The 17,335-nt window shown below is 51.1% G+C and carries 12 protein-coding genes and 1 riboswitch; of the genes, 5 read left to right on the top strand and 7 right to left on the bottom strand.

All coding sequences use genetic code 11. From position 1 onward, the window contains the following. Positions 1-145: 145 nt before the first annotated feature. Positions 146-236: riboswitch (cyclic di-GMP riboswitch) on the bottom strand. Positions 237-482: 246 nt separating this feature from the next. Next, positions 483-3,353 (top strand): UPF0182 family protein, encoded by a 2,871-nt coding sequence (locus tag JRF57_05360; protein MBW2303123.1) that lies wholly within the window; start codon positions 483-485, stop codon positions 3,351-3,353. 541 nt (positions 3,354-3,894) lie between these two features. Next, positions 3,895-4,926 (top strand): rod shape-determining protein, encoded by a 1,032-nt coding sequence (locus JRF57_05355; protein ID MBW2303122.1) that lies wholly within the window; start codon positions 3,895-3,897, stop codon positions 4,924-4,926. A 15-nt stretch (positions 4,927-4,941) separates the two neighbouring features. Here the strand turns inward: JRF57_05355 and JRF57_05350 are convergent, their stop codons facing one another. Then, complete coding sequence (locus JRF57_05350; protein ID MBW2303121.1) at positions 4,942-5,598, bottom strand: MBL fold metallo-hydrolase; 657 nt, start codon at positions 5,596-5,598, stop codon at positions 4,942-4,944. Between the two features lie 232 nt (positions 5,599-5,830). Between JRF57_05350 and JRF57_05345 the strand changes: the two genes are divergently transcribed. Then, positions 5,831-7,075: an aminopeptidase P family protein gene (locus JRF57_05345; protein ID MBW2303120.1), complete on the top strand. Its 1,245-nt coding sequence runs from the start codon at positions 5,831-5,833 to the stop codon at positions 7,073-7,075. A 5-nt stretch (positions 7,076-7,080) separates the two neighbouring features. Here the strand turns inward: JRF57_05345 and JRF57_05340 are convergent, their stop codons facing one another. Next, on the bottom strand, positions 7,081-8,541 hold the full coding sequence (locus JRF57_05340) for a 30S ribosomal protein S1 (protein MBW2303119.1): 1,461 nt from the start codon (positions 8,539-8,541) through the stop codon (positions 7,081-7,083). Between the two features lie 216 nt (positions 8,542-8,757). Beyond that, positions 8,758-11,109, bottom strand: coding sequence for a PAS domain S-box protein (locus tag JRF57_05335; protein MBW2303118.1), 2,352 nt, complete (start codon positions 11,107-11,109; stop codon positions 8,758-8,760). 1,058 nt (positions 11,110-12,167) lie between these two features. On the opposite strand from JRF57_05335, the gene JRF57_05330 reads away from it, so the two are divergent. Further along, positions 12,168-12,608, top strand: a complete 441-nt coding sequence (locus JRF57_05330) for a GNAT family N-acetyltransferase (GenBank protein ID MBW2303117.1) — start codon at positions 12,168-12,170, stop codon at positions 12,606-12,608. Between the two features lie 111 nt (positions 12,609-12,719). Then, a complete protein-coding gene (locus JRF57_05325; protein MBW2303116.1) occupies positions 12,720-12,983 on the top strand; it encodes a DUF2080 family transposase-associated protein in 264 nt (87 codons plus the stop codon). A gap of 208 nt (positions 12,984-13,191) precedes the next feature. On the opposite strand, the gene JRF57_05320 is transcribed toward JRF57_05325, so the two are convergent. The 4 genes from JRF57_05320 to JRF57_05305 all read right to left on the bottom strand — a co-directional run bounded on the left by JRF57_05320 (position 13,192) and on the right by JRF57_05305 (position 17,276). Then, positions 13,192-14,565 (bottom strand): PFL family protein, encoded by a 1,374-nt coding sequence (locus JRF57_05320; GenBank protein MBW2303115.1) that lies wholly within the window; start codon positions 14,563-14,565, stop codon positions 13,192-13,194. An 86-nt stretch (positions 14,566-14,651) separates the two neighbouring features. Next, a complete protein-coding gene (locus tag JRF57_05315; GenBank protein MBW2303114.1) occupies positions 14,652-15,212 on the bottom strand; it encodes an ACT domain-containing protein in 561 nt (186 codons plus the stop codon). A 227-nt stretch (positions 15,213-15,439) separates the two neighbouring features. Beyond that, positions 15,440-16,645: a DUF4388 domain-containing protein gene (locus JRF57_05310; GenBank protein MBW2303113.1), complete on the bottom strand. Its 1,206-nt coding sequence runs from the start codon at positions 16,643-16,645 to the stop codon at positions 15,440-15,442. Positions 16,646-16,661: 16 nt separating this feature from the next. Beyond that, a complete protein-coding gene (locus JRF57_05305; protein ID MBW2303112.1) occupies positions 16,662-17,276 on the bottom strand; it encodes a GTPase domain-containing protein in 615 nt (204 codons plus the stop codon). Positions 17,277-17,335: the final 59 nt, after the last annotated feature.

Below are 17,335 nucleotides of genomic sequence, written 5' to 3'. Positions count from 1 at the left end.
ATTGAAACCATTTCCCAAATAGCGGCGATCGAACGGGTCTGTTCAGAAAAAAAGCCAAAGGGGTGGGTCAGAGGGATGACATCCAAAAGTAAAAGGCCCCGTTTCAACAGCGACTCGGGGCCCTTTGCAGGTCTTGTCTTATCAGCCTAGCAACCCCGCCGCCCTGTCAGCCATGAGACTGATTTAGGCCGTTGGCTTTGCGTCCCACCCTTTCGGATGGTTTGCCCTTCAGCCGCTTGATGGTTTCTCGTTTTGAAATATCGGCATGTCTCTATAAAAACTTGAATATAGGTTGATGCTTCGACTCCTTGAAACCAGGCAATGGAGGGATCAAAGAAGTACGAGGCTTGCCGGCATCTTTTTCGATCCGCGAAAAACCTTGCGAAAAACAACTTCCGGCCCTATGATCACTCTTTCGGACAGCGGGTTCATAATATCGTTTCAGGGCGGCAACAATGATATTTAAAACATAGGGAGATATCATGATGAAAAAAAAGGTGCTCCTGGGGGCAGGCCTCCTCTTGTTTTTCATACTGTGGGTCGTGGCCTCATTTTATCCGGACTGGCTGTGGTTCAACAATCTCCGTTACACCTCCGTATTCTGGCCCTCCGCCCTGGGCAAGACTGGGTTTGGAGCCGCCATCTGGATCGCTTTTCTGGGGATTATCTTCATAAACCTCAAAATTGCCAAGGCCATCAGTTCAAAGAACGAATACAAAGAACCGGTCAAAAACACGGTTGAAGGCTTCTCCCAACACCCCCTCTCGGGCAAGACCCTGGATACCCTGATCCTGGTGCTGGTACTGGTCGCCAGTTTGATCATCGCCACAAAGGGAGCCAAGCAATGGCCCATGGTCTTATCCTATTTTTATCAACAGCCCTTTGATATCAAGGATCCGGTCTTCGGCAGAGATATAGGATTCTATGTTTTCTCCTTGCCCTTTTATCTGACACTACAGTATGGCCTTTTGCTCATCGTGGGTTTTTCAGGCCTTCTTTCGGCCATGTGGTACCTCAAAGACGGAGTACTCCAGATTGTTGAAGAACCGGTGGAGCATACCGGTAAGTCCGTTGGAATACCCAGAATCAGGATTGCTCCCAGTGCTGCGAAGCACCTTCTTTTCATCTGCGGAATCCTGCTCCTGCTCATCGCCTGGGGATATCAGCTTAAGGTTCCCGGGCTTCTCTATTCCACAAAGGGACCCGCCTTCGGAGCCAGCTATACTGATGTTCATGTCAGGATGCCGGCCTACCGAGTCATCATCATCCTGACCCTGGCAACCGGTATCCTTTTCTTGTCATCCGCTTACAGGTCGAGCCGAAAATTCCTTTGGAAGGCTGGTATAGGATGGTTGGCGGCCGTATTTGTTTTGGGCACCGTGATCCCGGGAATGGTCCAGAAGTTCGTGGTCAAGCCCAACGAACTCGTCAAGGAAGGGACCTATATCGGTTACAACATCGCATTCACCCGAAAAGGATATGATCTCGAAAAAATCAGGGAGGTCCGTTTTCCTGTCGATAACCGGCTCGAAAGAGAGGATCTCAGGCGTTATAGGGGAACCGTTGAAAACATCCGTATATGGGATGAACGCCCTTTGCTCCAGACCTACCGCCAGATCCAATCCATTCGGCTTTACTATGATTTCAATAACGTCGACGTGGATCGATATACAGTGGGTGGTCATTACAGACAAGTTATGCTGGCGGCCAGGGAGTTGCTGGTCGATAAACTTCCTCCCCAAGCGAATACCTGGGTCAATCGCCATCTCATCTATACCCATGGATATGGGGTGGCGACGAGTCCGGTCAATGAAGTAACCAGGGAGGGACTTCCCCGCCTCCTCATCAAGGATCTTCCTCCTGAAGGCGTGCCGGAGCTGGAAATCACAAGGCCTGAGATCTACTTCGGCGAAAGGACTGACGAATATGTTCTGGTCAATACAAAGGCGAAGGAGTTCGATTATCCTAAAGGAGACAGGAATGTTTACGCCACTTACGTGGGAAAGGGCGGGGTTCCATTAACCGGTGTTTTGAGAAGGCTGGTATATGCCATTGAGTTCAAAGATCCCCAGATCTTTTTCACAAATTACCTCACTCCCGAGAGCAGGATCTTATACAATAGGAAGATTGAGCGCAGGGTGAGGGCCATCGCTCCATTTCTGGAGTATGATCGGGATCCCTATCTGGTGATAGCAGGCGGGAGGCTTTTCTGGATCCTGGATGCCTACACCACATCCGACATGTATCCTTATTCCCATCGTTCTTATTCTCATTTCGGGAATAAGGGCGTCAATTACATCCGCAATTCGGTAAAGGTTGTTATCGACGCCTATAACGGGAGGGTTCAATTTTTCAAGATGGATGAAAAGGACCCCATCCTCAACACATATGAACGTATCTTCCCCGGTCTGTTCAAACCGCTCTCTGAGATGCCGGACGAGATCAAAGGGCATCTCCGCTATCCCAGGGACCTGTTCGAGCTGCAGGCCGAAACCTATGGAATCTACCACATGCAGGATATCCAGGTTTTTTACAATCAAGAGGATTTGTGGCAGGTCCCTGATGAAATTTACGGTGGAATCCGTCGGAAAATGAAACCTTACTACATCATCATTTCGCTCCCAGGTGAGAAGAGGGAAGAATTCTTGCTAATGCTTCCTTTCACACCTTCAAAAAAGGACAACATGATCGGGTGGCTTGCCGCCAGGAGTGACATGCCGAATTACGGTAATCTTGTCGTGTACAAGTTACCCAAAGAGAAGCTTGTCTATGGTCCCATGCAGATTGAGGCGAGGATCGACCAACAGACCGACATTTCGCGTGAGTTGAGCCTCTGGGATCAAAGGGGCTCCAGGGTGATCAGGGGGAACATGCTTGCCATTCCGATCCGTAACACCTTCCTTTACATCGAACCGGTCTATTTAGAGGCAAAGCAGGAAAGGGAGGAAACTGCACCAGCCAGCAATCAAAGGACCCGATTGAAAAAAGGACAGGCGAGGAGGAGCAAGGATGGGATCACCCGATCCCCCACAGAGGGGAAAGGCGCCGCCGCCCTTCCGGAACTGAAGAGAGTAATCGCTGCCCTGGGAAATCGGGTAGTGATGGAAGAGGATTTGGAAAAGGCCCTTGCCAAGCTGATCAGGGTGACATCGGGAGCGGAAGATCGTGGAACCTTGCATCCATCGACGACAACACGGGGCGATGTTGGCGGACTCGCTGAATCCGCCCTCGAACATTACCGCCGTGCCAAGAAAAATCTGCAAAACGGCGACTGGGCAGGCTTTGGGAGAGAACTCGAATACTTGGAAAAAATCTTGAAAGACATGTCCGGCCAGAAATCCCGGGAAAATTGATGAGGGCCTGAGAAAAATTCTCTGTAGATGACTATTTATTTGACAAATAGTTCCATAACTTTATGATAAAGAACATGTCATAGTACCCCGAGCGATCAGGGGGAGGGGAGATGCGTTGTTCCCGAAGAAATACCCCGACCGCTCCTGAATACATGGACCCCAAGACATCGTTGAAGCAGACATTCTCTTTACAGGGAATGTTGAGGATACAGCAATAAAGTATATCGAAGCGAGTCGATTTCTGGGGTGTTCGTTGCAATTTTTGCGTTCCTTCCTGTTGTTAGGAGGAAAGAGTAAAGAAAACTAGCAACGGCACACCTGGAGCCCCCGGGCACGCCCGGGGTTTTTTTTGGAGGTAAGGGAATCTTAGAATGTTACCTGTATGAGCGTCTGCCCTTTTCTTTTTCCCCTGCTTTTCCCGGGTGACGAGCAAAGCGCGGGAGGGGAAAAGGGAGAGCCTTGCTGTTTTTTGTTTGCCAAGGGTAGTGGCTTTTTATAATAGTCTAGGTCATAACTTCCATCGAGACATGGACGGAACGGAATTGTGGTCTCTTTAGTGGGTAAATTTTCAAATGACCTGGCGATCGATCTTGGAACGTCCAACACTATCATTTACGCCAAGGGAAGGGGAATCGTGTTGAATGAACCTTCCGTGGTGGCCGTGAAAAGGGGAGAAGACGGAACGGACCTCATTCTGCGGGTGGGGCGCGAAGCCAAGATGATGCTGGGGAGAACCCCCGAGGGTATCGAGGCCATTCGTCCCATGAGAGACGGGGTGATAGCCCATTTTGAGCTTGCTGAAACCATGCTGCGCTATTTTATGGGTAAGCTTCGTCGCGGGAAGTTTTTGGGTAGACCTCGAGTTGTAATAGGTGTCCCTGTCGGTGTCACCCCTGTTGAAAGGAAGGCGGTCCGGGAGTGTGCCCGCTCGGCGGGAGCAAGCGAGGTTCACCTTGTGGAAGAGCCCATGGCCGCGGCCATTGGAGCCGGGCTTCCAGTTACCGAACCCACGGGGAACATGGTTGTGGATATTGGTGGGGGGACAACGGAGGTCGCCGTTATTTCCCTTGGGGGTATTGTTTACAGCAAGTCTGTAAGAATCGCCGGGGACCGAATGGACGAGGCCATCGAACAGTATATCAATAGAAATTACAATTTTCTCATCGGGGTGGAAAGCGCTGAAAAATTGAAGATCCGTCTTGGCAGCGCATATCCCGACGGCGAAGGAAGAAAGGCCGAGATAAGGGGGCGGGACCTCGTCTCTGGAATTCCCAGAATCTTGGAATTGGATTCAGCGGAAGTGCGGGAAATGATATCAGAGGAAATCAATTCCATCTGCCAAACAATACGGAGCGCCCTTGAACAGATGCCGCCGGAACTTTCAGCGGACATTCTGGACAAGGGAATCATGTTGACGGGCGGGGGCGCCCTATTGCGTAATCTGGGAACCTTATTAAAGGAAGAGACGAAGCTTCCTGTCCATATCACCGAGGAACCCCAGCTGGCGGTGGCAAGGGGGGCAGGGAAAATCCTCGAAAACTTGTCCGTACTCCGGGAAGTGGTCGCAGATTAAGGGGATGACCTTTGTTCAGTCTCGAACAAACGGATTGAAACGTCGCTCGCGGCCTACCGTTGTCATGGGTCCATGACCAGGGAGGATGAGGGTATCGTCAGGGAGAGTAAAAATCTTGGTACGGATATTTTCCAAGAGAACTTCCAGGTTCCCCCCGGGAAAATCGGTTCTCCCGATGCTTCCGGAAAACAGGATATCCCCGCAGATCAATATCTTTCTATGGCCTGAATCTTCTCCTGGATTCATATCTCCCTCGAAAAGATACCCGAGCCCTACATAAGAATGCCCCCTCAGTTCCATGACATCGAAACGGATGGAACCCACCCGGAGGGAGTCTCCTTCTTCAAGATACCGGTCTGCCTTGGACTTTTCCGCTGAAAATCCAAAAAGGGCCGCCCTCTCGTCGGCCTTTTGAAGCCAGGGCCCCTCATCCCGATGTATGAGAATCGGGGCGCCCGTGGCTATTTTGAGGGCCTGGTTTCCCCCCACGTGGTCAAAGTGGGAGTGGGTGTTGAGAATGTATCTAACGCGGAGTTCATGCTCGGAAAGGACCCTGAGGATTGTTTCCACATCCCCCCCGGGATCAAATACCGCGGCTTCTCCGACAGCTTCATCTCCCACGATATAGCAATTGACAGAAAGACTTCCTACCTCAAGCCGCTTAAGAATCATTTTCCATACCTTCCAGAATCTGCATCTGCCAGAAAAGAAAGAATAGGATACCTATTCTGGGCTGTCAATCCGAAGCCCTAGGTGGGGCTTGAGGAAAAAGACGGATATATCCACAGAGGAAGAGCGCTTGAAAATTGAGTGCCTCCCCCGTACAATGCCGGAACCTCGAAGGCCGAGGGATCCAGGGGAACCCCAGGCCGCCTCAGGTTTTTACCACGGGAAAGGAAACGTGATGAATTACGCAGAATGGATCAGGAATCACTTGGAAGAAATGGCACGATCCTTGGGGTTTGTCTTTACACCACTGGAGGAGATCTCCCTGCGTCTTGAGAGGCTGCGGCGGGAAATGTTGAGGGAGAATCTGGAAGCCGTGCTGGTCGTTCAAAAAATCGACCTTTTCTATTTCTCCGGAACCGCACAGGATGCCATCCTGCTGGTGCCCGTCCATGGGGCCCCGCTCCTCGCCGTTCGCAGGGAAGTGGAACGGAGCAGGGTGGAGTCTCCACTGGATAGAATCGTTGAGATGGTGTCCCTCAGGGAATTGCCGTCCATGATTCAAGAACACCTTGGATACCTTCCGGGGAGTCTCGGAATCGAACTGGATGTACTGCCGGTCCGGGACTTCCGGTACTATACAAGCATTTTTCAGGGTTGCGAGATCAGGGACGCCTCCGGAATCATCAAAAAAGTGAGGCGGAGAAAATCACCCTTTGAGGTTCGCCTCATGAAGGAGGCGGGAGAGATAGCCCGGAAGACATATCACGAGGCCCTTGGAATCCTCGGAGAAGGAATGACGGAAATCGAATTCGGAGGATGGCTGGAGGCGACCGCCAAGAAATACGGCCATGAAGGGCTGCTTCGGGTCAGAAGCATGAACTATGAGGCCTATACCTGGCACATCCTGAGCGGCCCTTCGGGAGGCATCGTCAGTCAATCCGATTCTCCTATGGGGGGATTCGGGGTGTCTCCCATCTTTCCGGTAGGGGCGAGCCGAAGGAGGATGAAGGCCCGTGAGCCCATTTTGGTGGACTTCGGCACCTGTTTTCACGGGTACCTCTCGGACCAGACCCGGATGTTTTCCATCGGGAGGATGCCCCGAAAATTCGTTGACGCTTACAGGGCCTGCCGGGAGATACATGATGCCGTCCTTGCGGAGACCCGGCCGGGAATGGATTGCGCCCGACTCTTCGAACTCGCCCTGGGACTCGCAGCGAAAATGGGTTATGCGGACACTTTTCTCGGTCCCCGGGGTTTACAGAGCCGCTTCATCGGTCATGGGATCGGATTGGAACTCTCCGAACCGCCGTTCCTCGCAGAGAAACACGACTATCCCCTGGAGGAGGGGATGACCTTTGCTCTTGAACCAAAGATCGTGTTCCCGGGAGAAGGAGCGGTGGGAATCGAGAATACCGTGCTGGTGACGGATTCAGGTTATGAAATCCTGACACCCCTTGAAGAGGATATTTTTCAAGTATGAAGCTGTCACACCGATTTCCCCGACTTTGACTGAATGGCCTGACGGAGTTTTTCTCCGAGGGTGCCGAGGGATCCGGCATTACTTCCTGCAAAGGGTTTCCAATCGTTCTCTCCCTTGGAATCAGCCGGGGCAAGGGTTATTTTCCGCTGTCCCGCTTGGATTTCCGTTATCATGACCGCGATCGGATCCCCTGGTTTCAACTTGCTCAAGATAGCGGGATCCGGTGCAGACCCCAATTTTGACTGGGGCATCAGGCCTACGACACCGGGCTCCAGCTGAATGAAGATTCCGAACGACTCTCTCTTATCGAGGATCCCTTCCAGGGTCTGTCCCGGCGTATATCTTTCCTGGATACCGACCCACGGATCACCCTCCACCTCTTTGATGCTCAGGGATATTCTTCGATTGGGCTGGTCGATCTCCTTGACCAGGACAGGGACCCTTTGTCCGACTTGCACCACCTCTTCGGGCCTTTGAATCCTTTTCAGGTAACTCATCTCACTGATATGAACCAGGCCCTCAACCCCCGGCGTGATCTCGATAAAGGCCCCGAAGTTTGTACATCTGGTAACCTTTCCCTCTATCCTGTCTCCCTCCCGGATGGACTCTTCCACCCGCTCCCAAGGATCACCGCTAACCTGCTTCAGGGAAAGGGAAATCCGGGGAAAGGCTCCTTTTGATGATTTTTCGATGTCCAGCACAATCACCTCGACGTTATCACCCACCCGGGTGACCTCTTCAGGTTTCTCCACCCGAGACCATGAGAGTTCAGAAATGTGGGCCATGCCCTCCAGGCCTGGGAAAAGTTCCACGAAAACCCCGTAAGGCATCAGCCTGGTCACCTTTCCTTGAATTCGGTCACCGGGGCGGAGGGTTTCCAGGAATTTTTTTCTTTCTTCAGCTCCTTCCTTTTCAAGCAATTTACGTCTGGATAGTACGATATTCCTTCCGTTCTCTTCGAAGCGGGTGATAAGGAAGCGATAAGTGTTTCCAAGGTAGGATTCTGTGTCTTCAACGTAGCGAAGGTCCATTTGGCTTAACGGGCAAAATGCGCGTTTGCGGTTGACCTCCACCTGGAACCCTCCCTTCACTTGCCCCGTAACCTTACCTTCAAGCGGGACCGAATTTTCAAAGGCCCTCCTAAGAAGCCCCAGGCCTCCTCCCCCCGTAAGCGCTCTTACCAGGGTAATTTCGTCTCCACTGTAAGCGGCCACGTAAAGTTCCACACTGTCTCCCACTTCAAGGGTCAATTGACCGGAATCGTCCAGAAAGGCTTCCTTTTCCACAAATCCGTCGATCTTTGTTCCCGTATCGATATAGATCCGTTCTTTACCGATCGAGATGACTTTCCCTTTGACTTTGTCGCCGATCCGAAAATCCTCTTGGGAACCCGGACCATAAGAATCAAGAAGATCTGCAAAGCTTTCCAAGGAATCCTTGGGGCCTTCGACTGAATTATGAGACATAAACAACTCCTTTAAATAAAGTAAACTACTATCGGCTGAAACCGATAATTTTAGGGGCCCAGGGGTCGAAGGTTCAAGGGGTCAAATGGAAATGCATGGAGGCCGGCTTATTAAGTTCTACAACAATCACTCGGCCACTTGAACCATACGCAATCGAACCCTTTGCTTGCGGAAAATTCCGCGGTGTATGCGCTCTGTCGGGAGCCGTTTTCCCTTCTATGGGACGGGAAAATGAACGGTGAATGTGGTACCGCCTGACCGGTGACAGTCTTCAATAGAGGCGCAGAATTTACAGGCACGGATCTCACCCGGACACTTGTCCGTTTCCCGGGGGATATAACGACATCTCGTAGAATTCATCTTGATGTAAAATCCGTAACGCTCGGAAAACACTTTCATTCTCAATAGATCCGTGCCTTTTCCACCGGCATTGAAATCAAAAGGCCTTTTGGTCGAATAGTCCAAGGTGGCCTGGGTTGAAAAAAAACCTTCAAAGATTCGTTTTCGGGCATCCTCGGGAATGCCGACTCCGTAATCGTGGACCACCAGGGAAACACCCCCTTGTTCCTCCAGTATCCTGACTTCAATTCTCCCCTGATCCGGTGTGTTTTCTATTGCATTTTTCAAGAGGCCGTCGATCACTTTTTCCAAGACTTCTTGGGGGAGAAACAGTGAGGGGTTGGCTTCGATTTGGACCAAGATATCAATAGTCCTATGTGAAAACCGTGGTCTGAGGGCGGCCAATCTTTCCCGCAGAAAATCTCCCAGCAAGATGTGCTTGGGGGCTGACTCACCTGCGCTGAAAATTTCGTCGATCCTCTGCCGTATAAGAGGGATCACTTGATTATCACCAATATGTTCTTCAAGAAGAGACTCAAACAGGTCGGCACCCTGATCCAGCATGGAGGAAAGGAGGTCGTGGATCTTGTAATGCTTATCCTGGAGGATATCATGGGCCTTGTATTGAAGTTCCAGGATTCTATCCAGGTTTCTTTTGGAACGATCCATTGCCCGTTTCCAGCTGTTATCCTGGAGAGTTGAAAGCTTCTTTTCAAGTATTTTCAAGTTACTCGCCAGGATAGAGACAGGGGTTTTCAGTTCATGGGAAAGATGATTGATGACCTTGTCCTTCGCCCTGTTCAAGGCCGAGACTTCGCGATAGGCTTGTTTGATTTCCTCGGCGAACCGGGCGTTTTCAATGGAAAGGGCGACGGTCCCTGCGATCATGCTGAGCAGGTCGGCATCGGCCTGTTCGAAATCCCCCTCCTTTTTGTTGACAGCGCAAAGCGCCCCGATGATGCGGTCAAAACTCCTGAGGGGGACCAAGAGAAGGTTTCTGGTTTGGTAGCCTAGTTTCCGATCTCTTTTCTGATGGAGGGCGAATTCTTCCTTGATATCGTTGATGATAATCGGGCGCCCGGTTTTGATGACCCTCCCCGCAATCAACTGGTCCATGGAGAAGCGCGCATCCTTGACCTTTTCCTGCACCGCCCTCTCGTCGTAAGCCACTCCAAGAAAAAAGAGTTCCTGCTTTTCTTCGTTCATCAGGGCCACAAGGGCTCCCTCGGTATTGAAAAGCCTCTTGATTTCATTGCTCACAAAGTCAAGGAGTTCCTCAAGGTCGGGATACTCGGGCAAGGCGGTGCTTATCCTGAGAATGGCCTCGTTGTTGCGGGCGATTTTCTTCTCCTTGGTAATATCGCGGAGAATAACGAGTTCACCCGTCGGTTCATCCCCGGTTTCGGAATAGGTGGATGCTCGAATGGAGACATCCAGGATCCTGCCGTCCTTGGTAATCCGTTTGGACTCGTGATGGAGGATGACTTCTTCCTCAAAAAGGCGCTTGATGTTATCTGATGTTTCCTTTTCAAGGCCAGGCGGGACATATGGGATTCTCTTGCCTTCCAGTTCATCCAAAGTCCACCCGAAAGTCTCGGTGAAAGCGGAGTTCAGGTAAGATACCCTACCATCCAAGGTGAACAGGACGACCGGGGAGGGGAGGAATTCAAGAAGCCTCTTGTAACGCCTCTCGGATCTGCGCAAGGCCTCTTCGGTCCGCTTTTGTTCCGTAATGTCCTGGAGTGTCTCAATCGCACCGATGATTCGGTCATCCGAGTCCTTGATGGGGGCGGCCGTAAAAAAAAGCCATTTTCCCTTTTCTCTAACATCAGAAAAGAAAGCCTCCGCCTCGTAGCCCCCTTCGACAATCCTGGATTTTCTGCAACGGCCCCCATAGTACCGTAAAATCTCCTCCTCGGAGGCCCCGTCAAGAATCAGATCTGCGAGGACCGGTCTTTTGCTGGGGTAAAAGGGGAGCCATTGCTTGTTGGTCCCGACAATCTCTTCGGCCCTGATCCCGGTCAGGTTTTCAAAGGCCTTGTTACAATGCGTGAGGATATGCCTTTGGTCTATAACGAAGGTGGGTATGGAGCTTCCTTGAACGATTTGGGAGAGGCGTTTCTCACTCTCCCTCAAGGCCTCCTCGGCCTTCTTGCGTCTTTCGCTCTCCCTTTCGAGCTCAAGGATCCTTTTGAGCAACTCCTGTTCATTCACCGAACTGCAGGTCATCGAAAACTCCCTTGGAAGCCTAACCCTTTTAAATGAAAGCATAGGATATACCCCGTTAAATCTCAACATTTTTAGAGGGTGCTCCAAGGATGCGGGCAATTTTCACTGGGGACGGAGATTTTTATGAAAGCTGCGTTGCCTGCCTGTGCGTTGCCTGTCTGCCGTCCCAACGGGACAGGCAGGCACGCAGACAGGCGCTTCGGATTCCGTCATTGCGGCGTACTGATATATACGCCTCATTCCTGAATCCCTGCCCGCCGGTTGTTTGGCGTGGCTCGCGCGCCTTGCATCTCCTGAAAACTCGGAAATCGCTCAATTTAGGTTTCTGTTTTTCTTGATTTTTGTTTTCCGCTCCATTAAAAAGCTCAAATGGAAGAGTGATATCAAGGCATGTCTGCCGACGGGTTCGGAAAGAAGCCGATACCACAGTTCAGTGAAAGCGTTTCCCCGATGCAGGGGCATTTTGATCCCGGAAAACAAGTGAATAAACGATTTCCGGTTTAATAGCCGAACCTTTTCAATTAACCTAGTGTCCATCCGTAAATCAGGCAATTTTGTTCAAGGTCAAGCCTCCGGCTCGTAAGGCCTACGCCCCGGAGGGGAAGGCGAAGATTTTAACCATCCCGCTTTAGAATGCCAAGCGGCAGAGGCACCATACATTGAAGTATTTCGAGGATTAAACCCAAATTATGTGTGAACGCCTGTCTAAGAAAGGGTAAAAGGATTTTCCCGGAGCGGCCTATTTTGGCTCTGGAGCAGGAGAGCGGAAGAGCCAAAAATTTTCCCGGAGCGGCCTATTTTGGCTCTGGAGCAGGAGAGCGGAAGAGCCAAAATCGGCAGTGAGCGGAGCCATGGACGGCGTAGCGAACGTAGCGGAGGGAACATCCTTTTATCCTTCACCCATCGGGTGCTGTCAGGATGCTTTAAATATTGTAATAAAAATAAATTTCAGCATTCACGCATAATTTGGGTTAAAATCTGAGCCTGACGCAGAGATTGAGGAAAAGGGCCATTTATGGATGGGCATTAACCTATACTGAATCGGAGGATGGTAACCCGTGGAGGATGTCCTGATCAGAAGATTAAGAGAAGAGGATGCCGATGACATCATTAAGATCGAAACGGCCATTTCCTCTGTTCCTGACAACATCGATTTGAAAAGGATCATCGAGGAACAGGTCGGAAGAAAAGGGGATGCCAGTTATGTCGCCGAGCACCAGGGGAAAGTGATCGGATATATGATCAGTTATGTTGCATCCGGAAATTTCGGCTTGGATAAAAGCGCATGGATCAGTGTCCTCGGTGTGTCGCCCCGATACATGGGGAGGGGGATCGGAAAGAAACTTGCAGAGACAATATTCGACCATTACAGTCAACAGGGCATCACCAATGTGTATACATCAGTAAGGTGGGACTCCACCGATCTCCTTTCCTTTTTCAAGACCCTGGGTTTCGATCGAAGCAATTTCATCAACTTGAGAAAGGTTTTGGAATCGTAAAGAATTTTCCGGATAAAGGGACCTTTTTATAGGCGCTTGGGGAGAAACCCTATGAGATGAATGCGGTCGTAAATGGATCGCGGGATTCCATTTTGGTAGAGGCGGGCAGACGTGGAGCAGAAGAAAAAGGAAAAGAAGGAGATATCCTTGGATGTCACCAAGGGGAGCGTGAAATTCGAGGTTTACGGAGAAGAGATAATCGAAAAAAAAGTGAAACGTAGTGGAAATAGCGGCCGGATCTACCTCCCCCCGGATCCCCAATCTCTGCGTCAGGCTCAGATTTTAATCCTCGAAATACTTCAATGTATTCCTGCGGTTAAAATCTTCGCCTTCCTTGACCTTGAACAAAATTGCCTATTTATGGATGGGCACTAAATCGAATTCCTCCTTTTACATCCACTTCGTGAAATAAACACAGGCGGTGGAAGGTCGTTTCATTCCTGCCATACCTTCCCGTTGAACCAACGACGGCTTTTCAAATGATCCGGTTTCCCACTCGAAAAAATGCAATGGCTATAACGATTCCCTTTTCGAGCTTTTGAGGGAAAGGCATCAGGCCCGGAAGATTGTGGTTGGGCGCAGGCTAATTGATCAAACTCTGGGTCGGGGCCGGGATTCGTCCTCCCAGCCTGATGAAGTCCCGGGAGGATTCCTCGTCTCTCACAGGGATGATGGTGGCCGAGCCCAGTAAGCCTCCGAAATGGGCCCTCTCCCCGGCCTTTTTCCCGGGGACCGGGATAAGCCGTGTCGCAGTCGTTTTTCGGTTGATGACCCCGATTGCCATTTCATCCGCAATAATGGCTGCGATCGTTTCAGGAGCGATATCCCCCGGCAACGCCACCATGTCCAGCCCCACCGAACAAACGCTCGTCAGGGCCTCCAGTTTTTCCAAGGAAAGCAAACCCCGGCGGGCCGCCTCCGAGATATTGAGATCCTCGCTCACAGGGATAAAGGCCCCACTCAATCCTCCCACGAAGGAACTGGCAAAAGCTCCCCCTTTCTTTACCGCATCATTCAGAAGCGCCAGAACAGCCGTTGAGCCCGGCACCCCGATACTGGCCAGCCCAAGACTTTGAAAAATTTCTCCTACACTGTCCCCCACATGGGGAGTCGGGGCCAGGGAAAGATCCGCCACTCCGAATGGGACACTGAGTCTCTGGGCCACCTCCCGGCCGATCAATTCCCCCACCCTGGTTACTTTAAACGCAGTTCGCTTGATGATCTCGGATATCTGCCCCAGATCGAGCCCCGGCCGGGATTCCCTTGCCCGCTCAATGGCTTTTTTTACCACTCCGGGACCGCTTACACCTACATTTATAACGGCATCGGGCTCTCCGATTCCGAGATAAGCCCCCGCCATGAAGGGGATGTCCTGGGGAATGTTTGAAAAAACGCAAAGTTTTGCACAGGCAAGTCCATCGGCCTCCGCCGTATATTCGGCCGCTGTCTTGATGGTTTGCCCCATCAGGCGGACCGCATTCATATTGATACCGGCCCTTGTGGAAGCAACGTTTATGGAGGCACACACCCTTTCGGTTACGGAGAGGGCCTCTGGCAGGGCCTCGATCAAAGAGAGATCTCCCTTTGCGAATCCTTTTTCCACAAGGGCGGTGAACCCGCCGATAAAATCAACCCCGACCTCCTTTGCAGCCTCGTCAAGGGTGCGTGCCACTTCAATCATTTGGGCCGAGGAAAATACAGCTCCGGCGACGGCGATGGGACTTACGGAGATTCGCTTGTTCACAACCGGTATACCATACTTGTCACCCACCTCATCGCATACCCGAACCAGTTCCTTGGCCAGCAAGGTGATCTTGCGGTGGATCTGGTTTTTAAATCGATCCAGTTCATGGCTTGCACAATCCAAGAGGCTGATGCCAAGGGTCACGGTTCTTACGTCAAGGTGTTCGTTTTTCAACATCTCCAGGGTGCTGAGAACTTCTCGATCACTTAACATGGGAGATCTCCAATTGCTCTATCAAATTCAATCCAAAAGTAAAAAAGTCCTGGGAAAGAGCAGGGGTGTTGTGCAGAACAGGTCTTTCAAACCCTGTGGATGGCCTCGAAGATGTCACGGTGCTGGATACTGAGATCCAGCCCGAGATCATCGGCCCGGTCCCTGAGGGCTTGCCTGAAGGCCTGATGGTCTATCTGGACCGGTACATCCACTTCGTATATGATGACTGTCGTCCGTTCCGTAGAATCCGTGTTTTTGCGGTAAAGGGCCTTGAGATTGGTGATATTGGCCCTGAACCGGGCCATAATCTCCGTGATTCCCGAAATCAGGCCCTGTCGATCAGGACCGGTGGTCGTAATCACGAAGGGTTCGCTTTCAGGCGGAGACGGAAAATCAGGAAGGGTCTCCATGGATTTCAGGAATGCGTGAAGACCGAGGGACTTCAATCCCCTGCGAAGGCGTGAGAGCAGATCATCGGTCTCAAGGTCTTTCGGCATCCTGGCGATGAAAATAGCGGCGAACTCTGTCTGTAAGATGGTTTGAGTGGCATTTTCTATATTACAATGGTTTTCGCCGAGGATCCTTGAGACCGCTGCCACAATTCCCGGCCGGTCCGTTCCCAGGACCGAAATGACAACCTTCCGCATGTTTCTAAGTTCTCCTCTCTTCAGTAAAAATCAGAAAATAGCCCGCCCACCAGCAAAAGTCAACAACAGTAAACAAGACCCTTGATCCGGGGCAGTCCTTGATATCGCTCACTTAATCCGTGATAATGCCGCTAAAGGCTCTCGTCGGAGCAAATGTCTGATATCAAGTGCTGCCCCAACAAGCTCCCATCCACAAACGGCGGCCAAGGCTTTCCCGACATCATTTTTCAGGATCGGGGGGTAAGATCAATCCAGGGCTCGCCCTTTTTGCTTTCATAGAATAAAAACAATCGGGTGGTGGCGACGATACAGGTGGCCAGATGATCGAGCATGTTTTTGAGGGTTGGGGAAAGGTTGTCATATTCTCTTTTTAAAAGCTCCCACTTCGTTCGCTCATCTTCTTCGGTATGGGTTTTCCATCGGCGGGGTAGGGGATGTTCCGGGGTATCAGCGATTGAAAACAGGCTATATCGAAGGACATCCTCTTTCTTTAAGGGAATCGGCATCAGGCTCCTTTTTGATTGCTGATCCAGGGGGGAATGACGATTCCCTGAAGAGACGGGCATCCATCCTGGCAAGGATCCACCAGATCCATCACTGCTTCCCTTTTTGTTTCCTTCAAGAAAATACCGAACCGTGGAATCCGAGACGGTCTTGAGGCGATCCGTCAATTCAATAAGAATTCTCCTGAAATCCTTTGAAAGAGAGGCGAATTCCCCGGCCAGTCTCTGGGTGTCGAGGAGACCCAGGTGGACCCTTCCTACGGCCGTCGCCGTTGCCGTGCGGATGAAATCTTGGAATTGGAAAGCCGTGAAGGTCCCGATGAAGCTTCCTTCCGCGAGCTGAGCCAGCACCAAGGGCCCTTTGGGAGTGTTTCGCGTTATTCTCACACGACCATCCAGAATGACCCACACCCAATTTCCATAAGAACCTTCGGTTACTATTTTTTCCCCTTTTGGAACCGTCTCATCCTTGACCACGTACAGGTAGTCGACCGGAGGACCCTGGATCGCAGGAAAGAGGTCCGCTTTTGCTGTGCCTTCCCCCTGGAGATTCCCGGAGTCTTCGTCATCAACGAATGAAGGGGGGCCTACCTTTTTGATTCGGCCGTCGTCAATCATTCGAAGGGCGTCAAGGACGATCTGCATCCTGCTGGACTTGATCGCGGCAGATTTTTTGGCAGTCTTCCCGGGACGGAACTCGAAATAACCATCGCTCCACCCGAACATAGCATAGACCGCATCGAGTCCCTTGAGGGGCCCCAGGGTGGCATTGACAGGATTCCCGTTTAGAAAATCTACCGAAGCAGGTGCTTCGACGTATGGGCTTGTGATGCAGAGAATCCCAGTGGCGTTGTTGCCCCCAAGAATCTGGAACACATCAGCTAGACCAAGAAAGTTCAAGTTTCCCCTGAACAAGGATTTACCGTCCATCCTTTACATGTTCCCCCTATCGTGTCCACCTGAGTTCCTTCTGCAGGTGTCTCAGGGTCAGGAGCAGGCATTGTTTCAGGGTGGTGCCTACTCCGGTTCCTTTCAAGGCACTGGCCGGAAAACTCGGAACTTTCAATTTGCTGTTCAAATCCTTTTCCATGACCTCCAATGGAATCAAAGGGATTCCATCTCTGGCAAGATCCCGCTTGTTGTACTGGAGGACAAGGGGAATATTGAACAGGTTCATGTTTTGCTCTTTGAGGTTTTCTTGGAGGTCCTTCAGGGAGAGGAGGTTCGCTTTTCTCCTGACAGCAAGGGAATCGGCCACGAATACGATTCCGTCCACCCCTTTCAATACGAGTTTCCTGGTCGAACGGTATCTTGTTTGCCCTGGAACGGTGTAAAGTTGAATCTTGACTTCACAGCCTCGAATCTTCCCGAGTCCCATGGGCAGAAAGTCAAAATACAGTGTTCTGTCGCCCCTCGTATTGATGGATACCATTTCCGCAGTAGTATTCTTGTTGAAGGCCTTGAAGATATATTCCAGGTTGGTGGTCTTTCCTCCCCGCCCGGGACCATAATATACAATCTTGCACTCGATCACTCTGTCTCTTGGATTGAATTTCGCCATGGATATTCGTCGTCAACCGATTTTAGTTGTCATCCTGTCTTTTCAAGAATCAACATCAG

The organism is Deltaproteobacteria bacterium (assembly GCA_019310525.1).
In the GTDB taxonomy this organism is placed as follows: domain Bacteria; phylum Desulfobacterota; class DSM-4660; order Desulfatiglandales; family HGW-15; genus JAFDEE01.
This window is presented reverse-complemented; position numbering and strand designations above follow the sequence as displayed.